Origin of the sequence: Alteromonas sp. MmMcT2-2 (assembly GCF_022348305.1) — a bacterium.
In the GTDB taxonomy this organism is placed as follows: Bacteria; Pseudomonadota; Gammaproteobacteria; order Enterobacterales; family Alteromonadaceae; genus Alteromonas; species Alteromonas macleodii.
Map to the genome: position 1 here is coordinate 1 of NZ_JAKRFA010000056.1, position 18451 is coordinate 18451.

The window sequence follows — 18451 nt, forward strand, 5'->3', positions numbered from 1 at the left end:
ACTGGCGTCAGGCGATGAGTCGTTTTATTATCGAGTTCGAGGAACGACTCGAAAAGCACATTAACTAATGGCAGTTACACAGAATCTGTTACAGGCTCTTCCTAAAGCGACCCAAACGATCTTCTGAGAAGACTTTAAGCCTATCCCTAGGCAATCCCATTACTCACATCTAACTCGATCTTATATCGCCTCTCAGGAGGTCGTTTCCTTTATCCATTAACACACTTATCGGAGGTACAAACTCATGAATACTACTAACAATGAAGTAATAGACTTTCCTGACTATTCAACAGGAGAGCTATGTGAGACCACTCAGCAACAACTCAACGAACTGTTAGAGCAAGAAGAACACCTAGAGCAAGCTACAGAAGACTTAGCGATAACAGACATTAGGACAGTTGAGGGTCGTCCAGTCCAACTAAAAGACATCCAGCCTCACACTGTGGTTACTGTCAACGGTATCTCTGGACAAGTAGACCACTTGATTGAAGCTGGAATACTCAGCAAGTCAATCTACGCTGGCAACTACGACGACTATCTCGATGATGCTGAAGACTTCTTTGAGGTATCTGAAGAACCCGAAGATACACAAGGAACACTTGAGTACATAAACACTGAAGCATTAAGCACAGCTAATCAGATTGAAGATGTTATTGGTTCAGCTAATACCATTGATACGTTGACTGCTGTATTGGCTGGCGAAAACTTATCTGAGGAAGTGCTAGTTGGCCTTAGCGAATCTTACGGTGTATCGCCTGAACGAGCAGAGCGAGAGATACACAAAGCAACGGAGCAACTTTACAACGACTTTGCTGATTATGCAGAGAGTGAACTAGGTATTAGAGACTCTGACCACTTTCATGAATGGGTAGCTTATGCAGTGAACCAAGACCTGAAGACTAAGCAGTTGTATCAGCAAGCGGTAGTAGGTGCGCTTAGTGGTGACTTCACGTTGTCTCAAGACTTGGTTCAGCAATACAAGCAGTACTATCGGATGTTCTAGCTGTTCATTAATTGTTCGATCGGGTGGCTCAAGAAAAAAAGTTTTAGTCTTATTTTTGAGCTAAAATCTGGGTCACCTTGAGGGTCACTTTTTGGGTCTCTAAATTGAATTAACCCTATGATTATTGGTGTGTAGAGGTGTGTTTATGGCACTGTCATGGGGTGTCAGGGGTCGGAGGTTCAAATCCTCTCACACCGACCAACTATCTTCCTGATATCCTTGCAAAAATCCATTTTTCAAATGTCCAAACCCCAATTTTGCACCGTTTTGATATTTTGGTGCGAGTGAGACGCCACAAAGGCATCCAGTTTTGAGGACTCATTTTCAGCATTAGCCTGTTGTATCCACTTTGAATAACGATTCAAAGTCATCATTGCAGACGCATGGCCTAATTGCTGACTCACCCAGTGTATCTTCGCTCCCGATTGCAAAGCTGTAGTACAAAACGTGTGTCTTGTTTGATAGCTATTACGATGGCGAATACCACAGGCTTTTAACCCTTTATTCCACATCAATCTCGGCGAAGCGTTATTAGTAAAAGGCTCTCCTGTAGCCGGGTGAACAAATACTTCGCTATTTTGTAAAAACGTCCACTGTTTCTGCCGTAATAATGCTGTTTTTGAGCGGGCATTAAACTCTACGTCTCTTACTTTGTAAGTTTTAGTATGTTTGCGAATTTTGTTTTTGATTTTGCTTCGTTCAATCCGCGAGTAACCACGATTGAAGTCTACACTATCCCAACACAATGCAATTTGCTCACTCGGTCTAAGGCCGCTAAAAAATGCATACTCAAAGTAGTTATGCCATAAAGGATGCTGTGTCCGTTCTACCCAATTTAGAAAAGTGTCTATTTCTTCAATGAGCAAAGGGTCTGCCTCTGGCTGCTGATGTTTACCATTCTCAATACCCTCAACAGGATTAAATTGAATAGCTCGATCTCGCAGAGCGAGTTTGAACACACCTCTTAGTGGAATTAACGCATTGTTACGAGTTTTATTATGCTGAAAATCGAAGCTTCCAAGCAAGGCCAGTAATTCAGAATGCTTAATTGACTTAACTAACCTGTCTGCCAAATTCGGATAATAAAACCGTTCTAATGCCTGAGTATATTTTTCCTTAGTGTTTTCAGTGCACGTTAACGTATTCAAATATAACTGCCCGTAATCTTTGAATGTCTGTGCACCCGTTTCTTCATTGGCATGTTTCGAGTCAGGGAAAAACTCTTGCCACGTGAAGGTTCCCCATTTTATTGCTTCCTGCGCTTGTTGTCGCAGTTTTCCTGCCTTTTTAATGTTTCCCGCAGTGGGGCGCCAAGGCAGGCTCACATAGTGGCGTTTGTCGTTGTAGTTCAAACGAACTTCAATCGACTGATTTCGAGGAACTATCCCCGTTGGCCATGTCGAACCCATTTCTCATACTCCTGTATGTTCCAGTGGATCCTCCCGTCAGGCGACTTCACAAAGTGTACACCTTGTCTGAAGATCCCGTCATGGATTTTTTTACGGAGTGCCCCAACTGAATACCCTGTTAACTCGGCTAGCTTCTTAGTTGTTATCAAATCAATTGGATAGTTCATTTGAATACTCCCAATTAATTATTTATTGGGAGTTACTGAATTCAGTAACTTCATGGCCAATGATGCATGATCAGACCTGGCCGGCTTTATTGAGATTATTTTCAACGGTAAGTCTCCGAGGCGTCCAAGCGTTCCCCTATAAGCTTGCCAAGATACAAACGATGATAATCCCTTATCCCAGCTTAAATAAATTCTTGAAAATACGAGGCCTTTGCCAAAATTTTGAATGATTAAAACGAGAGGTTCATCTGTCTCAACGATTGAATAGTGGGTTAAGAGAACTTCATTACACACTTTAGCTAAAGTGCCTTGGTGAAAAGATGCACCAACAGCAGAAATTAAAGCTCGTTCCGCGATAATATTTACTGAGACTTCTTCACCCGTAACAGCTTTCTGAAATACAAATGCGGAATATTCAGTTAACGCTTCGATCGGTGTGAAAACTGTTTTCATTAGAGTAGCCATATGCCCGTCCTTAATAAATTGATTTGAAATAGCCATAATCGGCAAAGATAAAGTGTATGAGGTGCTCATTTCGCAGAGAGATGCGTCTTCCCTCCCAAGTTAAATATGAAAGCGTCGATGCCTTTAGCGCTAACCTTTTAGCTATTTCGCTAGATGGGCAAAGGTACAGAATCTTCTCCCAATGACCTTTTTTACGCATAGACAAATGTGAGGCAAATATTGTTCGTAATCGCTTGCTGCTCTTTATTTCACGCTCAACTTCAATGCAGTAGGTGATATTTGCAGGGGAGCAGGCAATTGCATCTGGGTATTTTGTGGCTTGAAGCCTTGGCCCCAAATGTTTTGCATTCCGCCAATCTAGCCAGTTGTTTTGGATTGCACTAATTCGCAGCATTTGCAGATCATTCTCGTGAGCAAACATAGCTGGCGAAATTTTACTAGGGTTGAACACACGGCGATTAGTCGGGCATTCATCGAGTTCCCAAGCATAAGCATGTCCGAGCTCTGTTATGCCTACTAACTTTTGCGGGCGACCAAAACTTGCAGCAATACTGCTCGAAGCGATGAGGCCTTTGGCTTCTGCTCGTTTCAAATACTGATGCGTAGCCTGAATTGATTTTTGTTTAAGAGCGAGTTGTACATTAACGACCGTAGCCCAAGTATCTTCTCTAAGAAACATCAATAATGCTTTATCAAGAGGTGACAATGTCATAACAGCTCATCCTCCAAATATTCATTATTTAAACAATCGGTAGTGTTAATGGGAGACGCTTTATAGGCCTCGAGGTATGTGCTTTCACAATGTAAGATTGGTACAAAAATATAAGTTGGTCTTTCAAATATGCCGATAGCGATGGCGCATGATTGCGGTAGATTTTGAACAATATTTGGGTGAACGTAGGGAACTTCTTGTCGACTTATTCTGCGTTCTAAAAAGTTGGTTTGCGACGCAATTTCATTTACCGCCGTATGGCGAACCTCCTCATTTTTCATAACGGTACCGCAAAGGTTGCTTACCTTGAGAGCAGTTTCGTAGTTATTCGAGCGAAATATAATTTTGAATGGAAGGTTATCTAGCATCGATTCACGCACAGCATCTGGTGGCATTCTGAGCTGGACCGATTCGAAATCCGCCAAGCTTTGCTGGGTAATATGAAAACAACCGCCGTAGCTACGGATGTTCCCCATATAATTGATGACAGAAGTGGTTATGGTGTATTTAACTTCGTCTAGCGCAATACACACCTTACGAGAGCAGTCTGATCGGCTAGTTGTTAGTTGCGCTACTCTATGCAGCAACAACTTCATTACTAACAAAATACTTTCGTCTTCCGTATTTCCCTCTATTACTACGCACCCACCTTTTTGAATAACTTCTGTTATACATTCACCGTCGAGGGTTGCGACGCAGGGCAGAGCTGCAATTTCTTTTAGTTTTATGAATAGGCCGAAAGCGTCTTTCGATATCGTATCTCGTAGTGTATTCGCGAAATGAAGAAGGCCTGGAAGTGATGGGTTATCATCATTATCCGCATAGGCAGACAATGTTTGAGCCAGTTCTCGCTCAACATCCTTGTAATATCCAAGCCCTTCGGAACTTGATTGAAGTTCGAATGTCATTTTCAGTAAAACAAACAATTCTCTGGCAGTAATGTTGAACAAGGGGTTAACTACCGGATGCGAAGCATTCATATTTAAATAAAAGAATGGTTTTTCCGAAGTCGTGGCCGAAAACTTAAGTACATTTTTTAATGGCTTATCTTCTTTAGGGCAAAATACAAAGCATGCGCATCCTTTTTGTATAAACTGAACATAAAACAACCCTAAAAATTGCCCCTTTCCCGTGCCAGTCAGGCCTAACGTCTGATAGTTTGGATGAGTCGCAACCTTAAAACCTATCAAAATAGGCTTATCAGCAGATGATAGGCCTACACAAATCAGTGGCTTTCCTTTTGTTGACCTCAGTACCTTTGCAATAAAGTTTTTACTCTTTGGTCGTTTGGGTAGAAGTTTTATAACGTTGTCGAAATCTGGAAAATCGTAATATTCGTTTACGGTTTTAGACACACTTTCTATGAGAGATGAGAACCAAGGCTCTACATAACGCTTAATGCAGAAATAGATAACAAAGGCACCAATTGAACCGATGAACATTCCCAGCGAAGCATTGTTTAATATTGTTATGCAAAACTCTTTGTAAATGCTCCATGGTTGACCAGTATTGATATAGCTTGAAAAAAGATATTTACTAAATAAGAGGAATATACCCACACTAACTAAAAGTGCTTTAAAGTATAGTACTGAAAAGACAAAACGGAGTGCTCTGGTGATGAGAGTCTGGTCCGCTCGTAAAAACGACTTCCCTGCAACAATTAACGAAATCACACATAAATAGCTGGTCACGATAAGCGTCATTGCTAACTTGTCAGATGTCGTAATAGACAAGTAATGCCAAAATGCATCTCGGGTTAAATCGTTAACTTCATTGATTTGGGATAGGAGTAATTTGTCTATCCCGGTTGATAGTGGCTTCTGTTGAACTAACGTTCCTAACATATTTAAAACCTCGATAGTTTTCAAAAAGTGCGTACATCACTTAATGTGTTAGTTTTTTTGGCTGATAAGCTTAAAATTGTGATTTTTTCTTGATTTTCCTTTAACTAACTGAAAATAAGATGAATTTTTATTGCGATGTAACGTTCATTAGCCGCGCATTCAGCGCTCTAGCTCAATGCTACATTCTTTTGTGCAGAAGAAGCGCTCCCAAGCGCTGATAGAGAGATTGTCACCCCAGTGACAGACGAGAGGTCTGCAGGCCGCCGTCGGAGGGAGTGAAACGAGCGGCAGACCAACTGTGTTTTAAATGATGCAATCAGCCGAAGGCCGGTCGAAATTTCCGTCAGTTTCGGAGCGTAGCGACTCGACCGTTTCAAACGCAGTTGGTCGGGCGGCACGACCGGCGGCGGCATCGGGTGAATTTTGTTGAAACGGAATGTCCAGTGAAGTGCAGACAAAAGAGGGTGGGAGGTCATAGGCCTCGCGTGTAATTTACCCTCCATCATTGCATGAATCGTTCAGAGAAAAGCAATGATTCTCTATGTATTCATGTTTAATAAACATATTTAAAAAGTAGGTTGATGTGCGTAACGTTCTAATTAAATGGCTTTAACCGTATGAACTCATATTTATTTTTAAGTGGTTAACCCAAGCATTCAAAAAAAGTAATTCAACGTACCGGTTCTGTAGTTTTATGGTTATATACTCACTACTAAAGTATAGTGAAATTAAGTATTTGTGGTAGTCTCTTCTTTGCAATACACAAAGAATAAAAAGTACTACTGAGTTCTGATTGAACCAGCATCAAGGTGAAATGGAGTTTCATAAACATGGCGTCCTCTATCCAGCAAAGTAACTTCGGGTTTCTACAAGAGCATGATTCGATTTTTGTAGAAATAGCCTTGTCTGCTGAAAGAGCTTTCTCAAGCGATCCTAATACAACGTTAATGAAGCTCAGGCAACTGGGTGAAGCATTAGCACAGCACATTGCAGCATTGGTTGGAATTGAGTTTGACGATAAGACTTCCCAGGCTGATTTAATCTACAAAATAAACCGTGAGTTACAGCTAGAGCCAGTAGTCAGAGAGTTATTCCATACTCTTAGAATGGAAGGTAACAAAGCAATCCATACATTCAGAACCCAGCACAAAGAAGCCATGAATGGTTTAGTGGTTGCACGTAAACTAGCCATATGGTTCCATCAGTCTTTCGGAAAATCAGGGGTTCAATTTAAACCTGGCCCTTTTATTCCACCTGCAGACCCCAGCGAACAGTTACGTCAGTTACAGTCTGAAATTGCAAAGTTAAAAAGTGATTTAGAACAAGCCAATGTTGACTTGGATTCCAGCAATCAACTCCATAAGCTCGTAGCCAAAGAAAAAACGGAATATGAAGCGTTGGCAATGGCAATGGACGAGGAATCTCGGTCTTTGGCGAAACAAGCGTGTGAACATGAAGATGCCTTACAAGCACAACGTAAGGGTTACGAAACAAAAATAAAAGCACTTCAAGCTCAACTAGCTGCGGCTGATGAGAAAACACAAACTGCTCAACGCAATCAGATAAACAAAAACACACAGGCGGCAACGCAACACATAGTGTTGGATGAAGCGCTAACCCGCATTTTAATTGATCAGCAATTGATAGAAGCTGGTTGGACAGCAGACAGTGAAACCCTTACTTATAAAGGCGGCGCCCGCCCAGAAAAAGGCAAGAATATCGCGATTGCTGAATGGCCTACTGAGCATAATGGAGAAAAAGGCAGAGCGGACTATGTTCTGTTTTCCGGTTTAACGCCAATGGCCGTGGTTGAAGCAAAGAAAGAAAACACCAACGTTGCAGGAAAAATTTCGCAAGCAGAACGATACAGCAAGGGTTTTAGTGTTTTACCCCCTATGCTGGGCGCATGGGAACTAGCAGGTTTAACAATTGCCTGGCCCAATGAGCAAGAAAGCCATTATAAAATCCCGTTTGTCTACTCCTGCAATGGTCGCCCATATGTTCCTCAGCTGGCTGAACAGTCTGGAACCTGGTTTCGTGATGTGCGCGAACCTGCCAATACTAAGCGTGCACTCCCTAAGTTTCATACGCCAGAAGGCTTAATCGACATACTCAAGCGCAGTAAAGAAGAGGCTGAGAAAAAACTAAAAACGGAGCCATTCGGTTATTTAAAAGTGCGTGATTATCAGCAAAAAGCCATTATTGCTGTGGAAAATACGCTAGCGAAAGAAGTACGCACCGCGCTGTTAGCCATGGCTACGGGTACGGGTAAAACACGCACCATCATTGGTTTGATGTACCGGTTTTTAAAGGCTGAGCGTTTTAAGCGTATTCTGTTTTTGGTAGATCGCACCGCACTTGGTCAGCAAGCTATCGACGCCTTTAATGAGGCACCATTAGAACAAAATCATACCTTATCTAAAATCTATAATGTTGCAGAGCTGGGAGATATGGCTGCTGAGGCTGAAACGCGTGTGCAGGTAGCAACTGTACAGGCCATGGTGAAACGCATCTTTATGAGCGATACCCCGCCGCCGTTAGACCAGTTTGATTGTATCATTATTGATGAAGCCCACCGAGGTTATACGCTCGACCAGGAAATGACCGAAGGTGAAATCGCTACGCGGGATACTAGTCAGTATCTTTCCAGTTACCGCCGAGTGCTAGATTATTTTGATGCCGTTAAAATTGGCTTAACGGCAACGCCAGCAAAACACACCAGTGAAATTTTTGGCAAACCCGTTTATACGTATTCTTACCGGGAAGCCGTAGCTGATGATTGGCTAATAGATCACGAACCTCCTATTCGATACGAAACTTTACTCACACAAAACGGAATTAAATTTGCCAAAGGCGATGAAGTTAGTGCCATTAATACCCAAACTGGTGAAGTACAAAGCGCAGAGCTAGACGATGAACTTAATTTTGAAGTGGAAGCTTTTAACCGCAAAGTAATTAACGAAAACTTCAACAAAGTGATTTGTCAGCAACTGGTTCAAGAACTCGATCCGTTCGGAGATGAAAAAACTCTGATTTTCTGTGCAACCGATTTGCATGCCGATATGGTAAAGCGACTTTTAGATGAAGCGTTTAAAGACCTTTATAACGGTGAATATAACCAAGCAGCAGTGGCTAAAATCACCGGGCAGAGCGACAAAGTAGAACAGCTAATTCGACAGTATAAAAACGAACGCTATCCAAATATTGCTATTACTGTAGACCTACTGACCACCGGTATCGATGTTCCCAAAATTTGTAACCTCGTGTTTATGCGCCGGGTTAAATCACGGATTTTGTATGAGCAGATGATCGGCCGCGCCACGCGCCGTTGCGATGACATTGGTAAAACGGTATTCCGAATTTACGACCCGGTGGATATTTATGCCGCGTTGGCCGATGTTAATACCATGAAGCCGTTGGTTAAAGATCCCAAGATTACGTTGGAGCAATTGGTAGACGAAATTACTAATCCGGAACAATTGGAACGCGCATTGAATGCGCCTGGTGATGCGCCAGAGCAGAGCCATGCCGATGTAGTGCTAAGTCAACTTAGCCAAAAAGTAATGCGCGTAATGCGAAAAGCCGATAAAAAAGCTGAAGGCAAACCCGCACTTAAGCAGAAACTGGATGAATTACAAGGTTTATGGGGCGTTGAGCCCAAAAGCTTGCATAAACATTTACACGAGCTTGGACCTAAGCAAGCCGCGGCCTTTATCACAAAACATAGCGGTTTGATAAATCAGCTAGCAGAAGTGAATGAGTTACTCGGTAGTGAACGCCAACCAGTAATCTCGGAACATCATGATGAGATAAGAGAACGCACCCAAAGCTATGGCGTACATCAAAAGCCTGAAGATTACCTCGATAGCTTCAATCAGTTTATAAAAGAGCAGCTTAACCAAAGCGCAGCCCTTGCTGTAGTGGTGAATAAACCCCGAGATCTGACTCGCGACCAACTAAAAGAAATTAAGCTATTGCTTGATGGTGCGGGATACTCAGAAGCAAAACTCCAAAGTGCGGTGCGTAACCAAACTAATCAGGATATAGCAGCTAGCATTATAGGCCATATTCGCCGAGCAGCATTCGGCGAACCATTGGTACCCTTTGAACAACGTGTAGCACAGGCAATGCTGCGAATATATGAAAGTCATAATTGGTTACCCGCACAGCGTAAATGGCTTGAACGCCTGGCAAAACAACTGGTTCATGAAGTCATTATTGATAGAGATTTTGTAAACAGCCGATTTGCAGAGCAGGGCGGAGCAAAGCAGCTGGATAAGGTACTGGGTAATCAACTGGATGTGGTACTGGATGAACTGGGTGATGCAATGTGGCCTCCCCAAAGTGCATAAACCTTATATGTGTAAATAAACAGAAAAACTATACATGTTATACAGTACATGTATAATTTTTTGAGAAATCTATACATATATAGAGCTACATGTATAAAAAAGGACATAATATTAATCATGCCAGCATCTATCCCATTGTTACCACTTGATAATATAGAGCAGTGGGAAACCCGCGCAGTACTCAAAAAGGTGGCTGAAGCTCACCGCTATCTGGCCGAATTAAAGGGTATTGCCGCCAGCATTCCCAATGAAGCAATTCTAATCAATACGCTGGCCTTGCAGGAAGCCAAAGACAGCTCAGAAGTGGAAAACATTGTAACCACCCACGATGAGCTTTATAAAGCCAACTTATTTGAAGAAGCCATTACCAGCCCTGCAACAAAAGAAGTGCAGGATTACGCAGTAGCATTAAAGCAGGGCTTTCAAACAGCACGGCAAAGTAAGCTTATTCGCTTAAGTGATATTCTCGCCATCCAGCAAAACTTGGAGCACAACAACGCAGGTTTACGCAAACTACCGGGCACGGATTTGAAAAATGCCCGTACGGGCGAGGTGGTGTATACACCACCACAACATGCAGACGATATAACAGCGCTAATGGATAACCTGGTGCAGTTCATTAATAACGATGAGTTATGTGATGCAGATCCGCTGGTAAAAATGGCCATCATCCATCATCAGTTTGAAAGCATTCACCCATTCTACGATGGCAATGGCCGCACAGGGAGGATCCTGAATATTTTGTACCTGGTGATTAAAGACTTGCTTAACCTGCCGGTACTGTATTTAAGCCGTTTTATTATTCAGCACAAAGCAGATTACTATAATAATTTGCAGGCCGTACGCGACACTGGAAACTGGGAACCTTGGATAGCCTTTATGCTTGATGGCGTTATCGACACAGCACAAAACACTATCTCACTCATTACCGAAATGAAAAGTCTGATGGCCGATGTAAAACACGGTATTCGTGAACAACTGCCAAAAATTTATAGCCAGGATTTACTCAATAATCTGTTTCATCACCCCTATACCAAAATCGACTTCATCATCGAAGAGCTGGGGGTAACGCGAATAACCGCCACTAAATATTTGGAGCAACTAGTAGAACATGGCTTTTTAACCAAACAAAAAATTGGCCGCGCCAACTACTACATTAATGAGCCATTGTGCAAAGTACTAATAGCACACAGCTAAGAACCAAATAATCTATTAAGAGACAAATATGACCAATAACGACATCGTTCAAAAACTCTGGAACCTCTGCGACGTACTTCGCGACGACGGCATTAATTATTCGGACTACGTAACCGAACTGGTACTGCTGTTATTTATTAAAATGGTGCATGAAAACACCGAAGCAGGAGTATTAAAACGTCACCCTTTACCAGAAGGGTGCCGTTGGACGGATCTAAGTGGTAAGTCTGGTATAAACTTACTAAATGACTATAAAGCTATTTTACTGGCGCTATCTACAGGTAAGCGCACCGTAGTTATTAAAGCTGAAAAAGAAGGTGAAGAAGATAAGGTTGAAGAGGTAGTTGTACATCAAGATCCTCTGATTAGTGCAATTTATGCAGATGCACAAACTCGTTTACGAGAGCCACGACATTTACAACAGATAATTCAACGATTTGATGAGATTGAAGACTGGTTCAGTGCTTCCCGAGATGGGCTTGGAGATTTGTATGAAGGCCTGCTTGAAAAAAATGCCAGCGAGACGAAATCCGGGGCAGGGCAGTACTTCACCCCACGCGCTTTAATCAACAGTATGGTGCGCTGCATAAAGCCGCAAATAGGCGAAGTGATTCAGGATCCTGCCGCTGGTACTGCTGGTTTCCTGGTCGCCGCAGACCAATATATGCGTGAACAAACCGATGACTATCTTGAGCTTTCAGCCAAAGACGCAGAGTTCCAAAAAAACAAAGCGTTTGTTGGCGTGGAATTAGTACCGAACACCCGTCGCTTAGCTTTAATGAATTGCTTATTGCACGGAATGGAAGGCGATGAAGAAGGTGTGGTACATCTTGGAAATGCATTGGGTGATGCAGGGAAGGATTTAAAACAAGCTGATATTATTCTTGCTAACCCGCCTTTTGGCACCAGCAAAGGGGGAGAAGCATCCAATACCAGAGACGATCTCACCTACAAAACCACCAACAAACAGCTGGCGTTTTTACAGCATATATATCGTAACTTAAAACACGGTGGCCGCGCGGCCGTAGTGCTACCGGATAACGCACTGTTTGAAGCGGGTGTAGGAACCGAAGTTCGCCGCGACCTAATGAATAAGTGCAACCTGCATACAATTTTACGTCTGCCTACCGGTATTTTTTATGCCCAGGGCGTAAAAACCAACGTACTGTTTTTTACTAAAGGTTCTGTAAAAGACAAATACCAGGAAGAAAACTGCACAGAAAATGTGTGGGTGTATGACCTGCGAACCAATATGCCTGGCTTTGGTAAACGCACCCCGTTTGGTAAGTCGGATCTTGGATTTGCGAAAGAAGAATTTGGTACAGATCCACATTTGGGCGCTTTCGAAAAAGTATATGGCGACTTATCTGATGGCACAAGCCAACGCAAAGAAGGTGAGTACAGCTTTGGTGCACAAGAGATTGACGTCGACAAAGAAGTGGTGAAAGAAAACCGGGGGGTTGATGACCGCCTGGCGCACTCCCGCTGGCGCTGCTTTAGCCGTGACTGGATACGCGAAACAAAAGGCGATTCTTTAGATATTTCTTGGCTGAAAGATAAAGACAGTGTGGATGCTGCAGACTTGCCTGAACCAGATTTATTGGCTCTAGAGGCTAAAGATGAGTTGGAATCTGCATTACGTGAGCTCGATACGTTACTTGAATCGCTCAAGGGGTAACTGGATATGAGCGACAAAAAATTACCCTACGGATGGGTTGAGGCTACAATCTCAGAAATCGCTGATATCAACCCCAAGAAAATTGATGCTGCACCTGAAACAGTTGCAGGGTTTGTTCCAATGTCACATTCTCCAACCAACTATTCAGACAATTTAAAATTTGAAGAGAAGTATTGGAGCGAGATTAAAAAGTCTTATACAAATTTTAGAGAACACGACGTTTTAGTGGCTAAAGTCACACCATGTTTTGAAAATGGTAAAGCTGCGATTGTAAAGGGGTTGCCAAATAAAATTGGCGCAGGCAGTTCAGAGTTTTATGTAATACGTCCTGCTATACAGGAAATATCTTCTCGATTTCTTTTTTCTATTGTTAAGTCATATAAGTTTCTTAGCGAAGGAGCTGCAAATATGACGGGAGCTGTTGGCTTGCGACGTGTTCCTCGTTCTTTTGTGGAGACCTTTCCGGTTCTAGTGCCACCACTAGCAGAACAAAAAGCCATTGCTGATAAAATCGATACACTGCTGGCTCAGGTGGAAACCACCAAAGCCCGACTCGAACGCATCCCCGAAATTCTAAAAAGCTTCCGCCAATCAGTCCTAACCGCCGCTATGAGTGGGAAATTAACAGACAAATGGCGAAAAGGAAAAAGGTTAGATGCTAGAGTAGATTTGGCGAGTGAATTGCGATTTACAGATTGTAAGAAGAGAAAAACCGAACCTACGTCATTTCATGATCTAGTAGAAGATATGATTTCTAGTTCTTGGGCTTTATCTAAATTTGACGATCTATACCGCTTCATAGATTACCGAGGAAAGACACCTAGAAAATCTCAATCGGGCAAAAGGTTGTACACAGCTAAAAATATCAAGATGGGATATCTGTCAGACGAGCCAGTAGAGTACATTAGTGAGCAAGATTATGATTCTTGGATGACTCGTGGAAAGTCTAAATTAAACGATATTTTTTTCGTTACAGAAGGCCACACAATGGGTTGTGTGGCTTTGAACGGTATTGGTTCTGATATTGCGTTGGCACAAAGAACTTTGACTTTGCAGCCTTACGGACAATTGATTTCTAAATTCCACTATTATTTTATGTTGACCGAACAATTTCAAAAGGTTGTTGACTTAAACGCAACAGGAACTGCTGCCAAAGGAATAAAGGCAGCAAAGTTCAGAGGCTTACCAGTTCCTTTTCCTGCATATGACGAACAAATAGAAATTGTAAGTAGAGTAGACGTTCTTTTCGGCTTTGCTGATAGCATTGAGCAAAAAGCTAATGCGGCCTTAGAACGTGTTGACAAACTTACCCAATCAATTTTGGCTCAGGCTTTCAAAGGCGAACTCACTGCCACTTGGCGTGAAGCTAACCCTGATTTGCTCTGTGGAGAAAATAGTGCCGAGGCTTTGCTAGAAAAAATTAAAGCAGAACGTGAAGCGTTGAAGCCGGTTAGAAAAAGTAGTGTAAGGAAAAAATCCTGATGCGTTTGCTGTCGCTAACTTTGGAAGGACAGTACAAAGGATTGAAAGATCAGACCTTTAATTTTGAGGATGCCGATGACAATGTCATCGCATTTATTGGTTTAAATGGCTCTGGCAAATCCCAACTATTGGAGTTAATTGCAGAGTGTTTTGCCTATCTAGAACGTTTGCAGCGAACTGATTTTAAAAACAAAGGGCATTTAGGGTTCGACTTTTCGCTGGTTTATAGCATGAGCGGTTATGTAAATGCAGCACCTTCTGCTCATGCGGAAGTATTCGGTGAAAAACTCCGAGTTGCTGATGGTTTTACCGATCCCAAATTTTCGGTATCAGTCAATGGTGGTGACGTACAGCCAATCGATGTTGAGCAAGCCGACCAATCAATAAAAATAGGCTTAGAACAATTACCCTTACCGCATATTGTGGGATATTCCTCCGGCCTGAATGAAAACTTACAACGTCCGTTTTTAAAAAATGCAAACCAGCTGTTTAAGGCACTGAAAGCTAGAGCACGTTACCATAAAGAAAAACGTGCATTAGACCTGGCATATGAGAATGATCTAAATAATTCGGAATCTGCTTTTAATCAGTTTAGAAAGAACAAAATAGATCTTCTAAAAAGGTATCAACGAAATCATTCATATTTGTTTGATTTTGACTCGGCAAGTTATGTTGAAGATGAGATTGAATTACCAGAAACGGTTACTCAGCCCTCTAACTTGATATACCTCGACTACGATAGTGCACAGCTCGTTGTAGCTTTTATTGATTTTGAATACCAGTCTTTTTATGCCCAAGATTTAGCGAAAAAAAATAAGTTGTACAAGCTTTCTTACTCAAAACCAACGTTGCTGTTACTCGAATTTGATTTTACTCAGCCATATATAGCCGACGAAGTAGTAGAAAATGTTAGGTCCTTTATTAGATTAGCAGGAGCTGGAAATGTTGAGTATCAGGGCAGAAAAACAACCTCAGAAGAATTTGAGTACTACGAATTAGATGCATTGAAGGGTACCATTAGCTTAGATCTCAGCCTGCTAGCTCACGATAGCAGACTATCAACCAATGGCGTACTTAACCCATTTAGGCTTTTCGAGCGCTTGTATAAGACTCAGCAGTTGAGCCTAAAAAATATTAGCGCGCATGACCGATATCAACTGGATAGAAATTATTTTTTTGGGACAGTTAAAAAGCCCCTTAGAGTAAAGTTAGCATTAGCAGCTAAGCGTTTGATGCTAGAAGGGGATAATTTAACTTCAGTTGCTTTTGAAGAGTTATCAGATGGTGAGTCGCAGTTACTGCAGATATTAGCGATATTAAAATTGTATTCGCAGGAAAATACTCTATTTTTACTCGACGAACCAGAGACGCATTTAAATCCAGCCTGGCGAACTTCTTTTCATAAATACGTTTCTGATGCGTTGAATGCCGGTAACAAAGCAACAAAATCACAGGTTTTTCTCTCGACACATTCTCCATTTATGGTCTCTTCTCTCAAGCGCCAAAATGTTTATCAATTCCGGCGAGACGACAACGGACTTATACAGATGAACATGGCGCAAAACGAGACTTACGGTGCATCATTTGATGTGCTAATAAAAGAACTGTTTGGACTACGCTCGTTGATCTCTCAAAGCGTGATTGAAGAAATTCGTAAGCAACTAGAGCAAGGTGAACAACACGCGAAAGTTTGGATCGAAAATAATCTCGGATTGTCTGCGGAAAGAGCATATATGATAAGGAAGCTAACAAAGTAATGTTATTTCGTTTAGTAGATGGGACTCCTTGTTTCGAAGTATTTCGCTTACTCAACTTAGAACTATTGCATTTTCTCGAAGCGGCAGTAAATAAAGACGATTTTGACCGCCAATTATTCACTGTGGGTGCTATCGGCGATGCTTGCTGGGCGAACGGAAACACCCTGGATAAGTTTCAAAAACTATTCGAAGATCTTGGTAATGCTGATGGCGATACCAAACAGCAGCTTTTTCTGGCAATGCAGAATAATCAGGACTTAGAGGTATTCTTTGGCAATCCACAGAGAGGACTTTTAGATTTCTTGAATGGTGACTGTCGAAATTCACTTAAAGAGTTGAGCTCACACCTATACAGCGCGACAAAAGATTTAGTTCCTATTGTTGCTGCCGCTGGAGGGGTTAACATAAATTCTCATTTTTCTGAGTATAGATCTTCAGCCATTAACGGAAACGTTTGCAAAGCTTGTGGTATGGAAAAACTGGCAGTGATTAGAGCTGGTATTCCAGAACAAAGACAATGGCGTTCAGACTACGATCATCAACTTTGTAAATCTAAGTATCCGATTTTTGCGGTTCATCCTTACAATCTTATTCCCTTATGTAGTGTTTGTAATCAGTACGCAAAAAAAGCAAAGGATCTCTTCAAAAGTAGCGATGGGAATTCCCGCTTAGCTTTTTATCCATACACCGAAGAAGCGAGGGGCTTTGTTAATATTGAAATTAGTAATTTATCCGACCCTGAGCCAGCTACCAAAGTTATCTGGTCCACTCAAGATGCAATAGCACTGGAAAAGCTAGAGACATGGGATGAGGTCTACGAGATCAGAAGTCGCGTAGAGGCGGAATTGTGTTCGATTGAGAATATTATTATAGATGAAATTGACCCGATTGATGAAGCTCACCTTCTTAGCAGAATACAAGATGAAGCAAGACCTATTGCTGAAGAGACTTTTAAACGGAAGGAGTGGGTGTTTTGGTATCAGAAATTATTTGCAGCGCTAGAGCTGGTTGAACTCGCACCTTTCGCCGCTAAATTAGGTTTTATGCAAGAGCAGGGCGCTGATGGTGGTGATTTTATTTTAAGCGGCGGTTGATTGACTTCTTTTTTCATTATTTTTTAAACAAGGATGAAGATAGCTTGAGAGTTTATATAGCCAACTTTGGCGAAGAAAATTACGAGTGGCCAGTCTGTAAAGCAAAAGGCACTGTCGCAACGATGAACGATATCAAAGCACAGCCACTATGGGAGCAAGGTAAAAAGGAAGAGTACATCGTTTCCCGAATGAAAAATGATAAGTCAGCCAGGGGACAAGCGCCAACCAGACAAACTGCATCACGTTGGTATAACCTCATGACGATCATCTCTGAGACAGCTGATGATCTCTGGATTCATAGAGATGGCGAGAAGCTATACTGGACTATTTCAAAAAATGCCCCTCATTTCTTTGAAAACAAGAAAGAGCCTGTTGGTCGAAAAAGAGACGTTGTTGTCTGTCATAAACCATGTAAGCAATGGTCAGACCGCAGTAGGTCAGGGCAACAGCTTCTATGGCGTGGTCTTCATCCAAAAGCGAAAGATTTCTTATCAACCGAAGCTACACTCCAGCAACTAAAGCCTGAAAATGCTGAATATGCTATCGCTTTAATAAATGGCGAAGATCTATCGCCTTGGCATGAGCAGGAACTGTGGAAAAAGAAAAATGCCAATGCTTCAAAAGAATATAATCCTGTAACCTATGCGAACAGCGCCAGAAAAGCAGCTATGCGAATGGCAAGAATGGCATTTACTACAGCGAAACAATCTAATGGGCAAACAGTAGAAAGGGCGGTTAAAAATAAAGATGTGAAGTTCCGCAATGAAATTGAGCTTGAGGACTACATAACCGCTTTGATTGAAGCCCAGGAAGGCATGTGCGCATTAACAGAACTGCCACTGGAAATGGACGAGAAGGATGGCGATAAAGAGCTTATTTGCTCCTTGGACAGAATCGATAGCAACGGTCACTACGAGAGAGATAATCTTCAAGTTGTTTGCCGGTTTATCAACCGCTGGAAAAGTGATTCGGATAATGAAGAGTTTAGGAGATTGCTAAAAATTTTGGGAATTAGCTGTATGACTCAAGATAATTAAGTAGTTTTTTATTCATAGCGTCGAATTGATAACACCAACTACAAAATGCGGGTAAAAGTTGCAGGGGAAAAATGTTTGCTTAGAGTCAAGCACTAAAAATGTTCCCAGCTGTCGAAATACATGGAGGTAATAGAAAATGACCAAAAAGTGCAGTTACGGCGTTTTTCAAGGTAGTTGTCGCCTGAGCTGTTAAGCTGCTTCTTTTTTATTCTCCGGATTTAGCTCTACGCTTCCGATCTTATCCCAGTTTCTGG

At 42.0% G+C, this 18451-nt stretch carries 12 protein-coding genes and 1 tRNA gene; 9 read left to right on the plus strand and 4 right to left on the minus strand.

Annotation, left to right across the window (positions count from 1 at the left end; all coding sequences use genetic code 11):
- Positions 1 to 244: 244 nt before the first annotated feature.
- Both MHM99_RS18980 and MHM99_RS18985 read left to right on the plus strand, forming a co-directional pair.
- Positions 245 to 1003, plus strand: a complete 759-nt coding sequence (locus tag MHM99_RS18980) for a hypothetical protein (protein ID WP_239220305.1) — start codon at positions 245 to 247, stop codon at positions 1001 to 1003.
- Between the two features lie 125 nt (positions 1004 to 1128).
- Positions 1129 to 1204, plus strand: a tRNA-OTHER gene (locus MHM99_RS18985).
- Positions 1205 to 1239: 35 nt separating this feature from the next.
- Here MHM99_RS18985 and MHM99_RS18990 read toward each other — a convergent pair.
- From MHM99_RS18990 to MHM99_RS19005, 4 genes are all read right to left on the minus strand, one after another.
- The gene (locus MHM99_RS18990) at positions 1240 to 2412 is read right to left on the minus strand and encodes a site-specific integrase (RefSeq protein WP_239220306.1); all 1173 of its coding nucleotides are present in this window, start codon (positions 2410 to 2412) and stop codon (positions 1240 to 1242) included.
- Between the two features lie 185 nt (positions 2413 to 2597).
- Positions 2598 to 3044, minus strand: coding sequence for a hypothetical protein (locus MHM99_RS18995; RefSeq protein WP_239220307.1), 447 nt, complete (start codon positions 3042 to 3044; stop codon positions 2598 to 2600).
- 10 nt (positions 3045 to 3054) lie between these two features.
- On the minus strand, positions 3055 to 3756 hold the full coding sequence (locus tag MHM99_RS19000) for a hypothetical protein (protein WP_239220308.1): 702 nt from the start codon (positions 3754 to 3756) through the stop codon (positions 3055 to 3057).
- Positions 3753 to 5459 (minus strand): TraM recognition domain-containing protein, encoded by a 1707-nt coding sequence (locus tag MHM99_RS19005; protein ID WP_239220309.1) that lies wholly within the window; start codon positions 5457 to 5459, stop codon positions 3753 to 3755. Before MHM99_RS19005 ends, MHM99_RS19000 begins: the two co-directional genes overlap by 4 nt.
- Positions 5460 to 6430: 971 nt before the next feature.
- On the opposite strand from MHM99_RS19005, the gene hsdR reads away from it, so the two are divergent.
- The 7 genes from hsdR (at position 6431) to MHM99_RS19040 (ending at position 18197) form a co-directional block, all read left to right on the plus strand.
- Complete coding sequence (gene hsdR / locus MHM99_RS19010; protein WP_239220310.1) at positions 6431 to 9952, plus strand: type I restriction-modification system endonuclease; 3522 nt, start codon at positions 6431 to 6433, stop codon at positions 9950 to 9952.
- A gap of 117 nt (positions 9953 to 10069) precedes the next feature.
- The gene (locus MHM99_RS19015; RefSeq protein ID WP_239220311.1) at positions 10070 to 11149 is read left to right on the plus strand and encodes a Fic family protein; all 1080 of its coding nucleotides are present in this window, start codon (positions 10070 to 10072) and stop codon (positions 11147 to 11149) included.
- 28 nt (positions 11150 to 11177) lie between these two features.
- Positions 11178 to 12827: an N-6 DNA methylase gene (locus MHM99_RS19020; RefSeq protein WP_239220312.1), complete on the plus strand. Its 1650-nt coding sequence runs from the start codon at positions 11178 to 11180 to the stop codon at positions 12825 to 12827.
- A gap of 6 nt (positions 12828 to 12833) precedes the next feature.
- Positions 12834 to 14309, plus strand: a complete 1476-nt coding sequence (locus MHM99_RS19025) for a restriction endonuclease subunit S (protein ID WP_239220313.1) — start codon at positions 12834 to 12836, stop codon at positions 14307 to 14309.
- Positions 14309 to 16066: an AAA family ATPase gene (locus tag MHM99_RS19030; RefSeq protein ID WP_239220314.1), complete on the plus strand. Its 1758-nt coding sequence runs from the start codon at positions 14309 to 14311 to the stop codon at positions 16064 to 16066. Before MHM99_RS19025 ends, MHM99_RS19030 begins: the two co-directional genes overlap by 1 nt.
- Positions 16066 to 17160, plus strand: coding sequence for a hypothetical protein (locus MHM99_RS19035; RefSeq protein WP_239220315.1), 1095 nt, complete (start codon positions 16066 to 16068; stop codon positions 17158 to 17160). The genes MHM99_RS19030 and MHM99_RS19035 overlap by 1 nt, the downstream gene beginning before the upstream one ends.
- Positions 17157 to 18197 (plus strand): hypothetical protein, encoded by a 1041-nt coding sequence (locus MHM99_RS19040; protein ID WP_239220316.1) that lies wholly within the window; start codon positions 17157 to 17159, stop codon positions 18195 to 18197. Before MHM99_RS19035 ends, MHM99_RS19040 begins: the two co-directional genes overlap by 4 nt.
- Positions 18198 to 18451 lie beyond the last annotated feature (254 nt).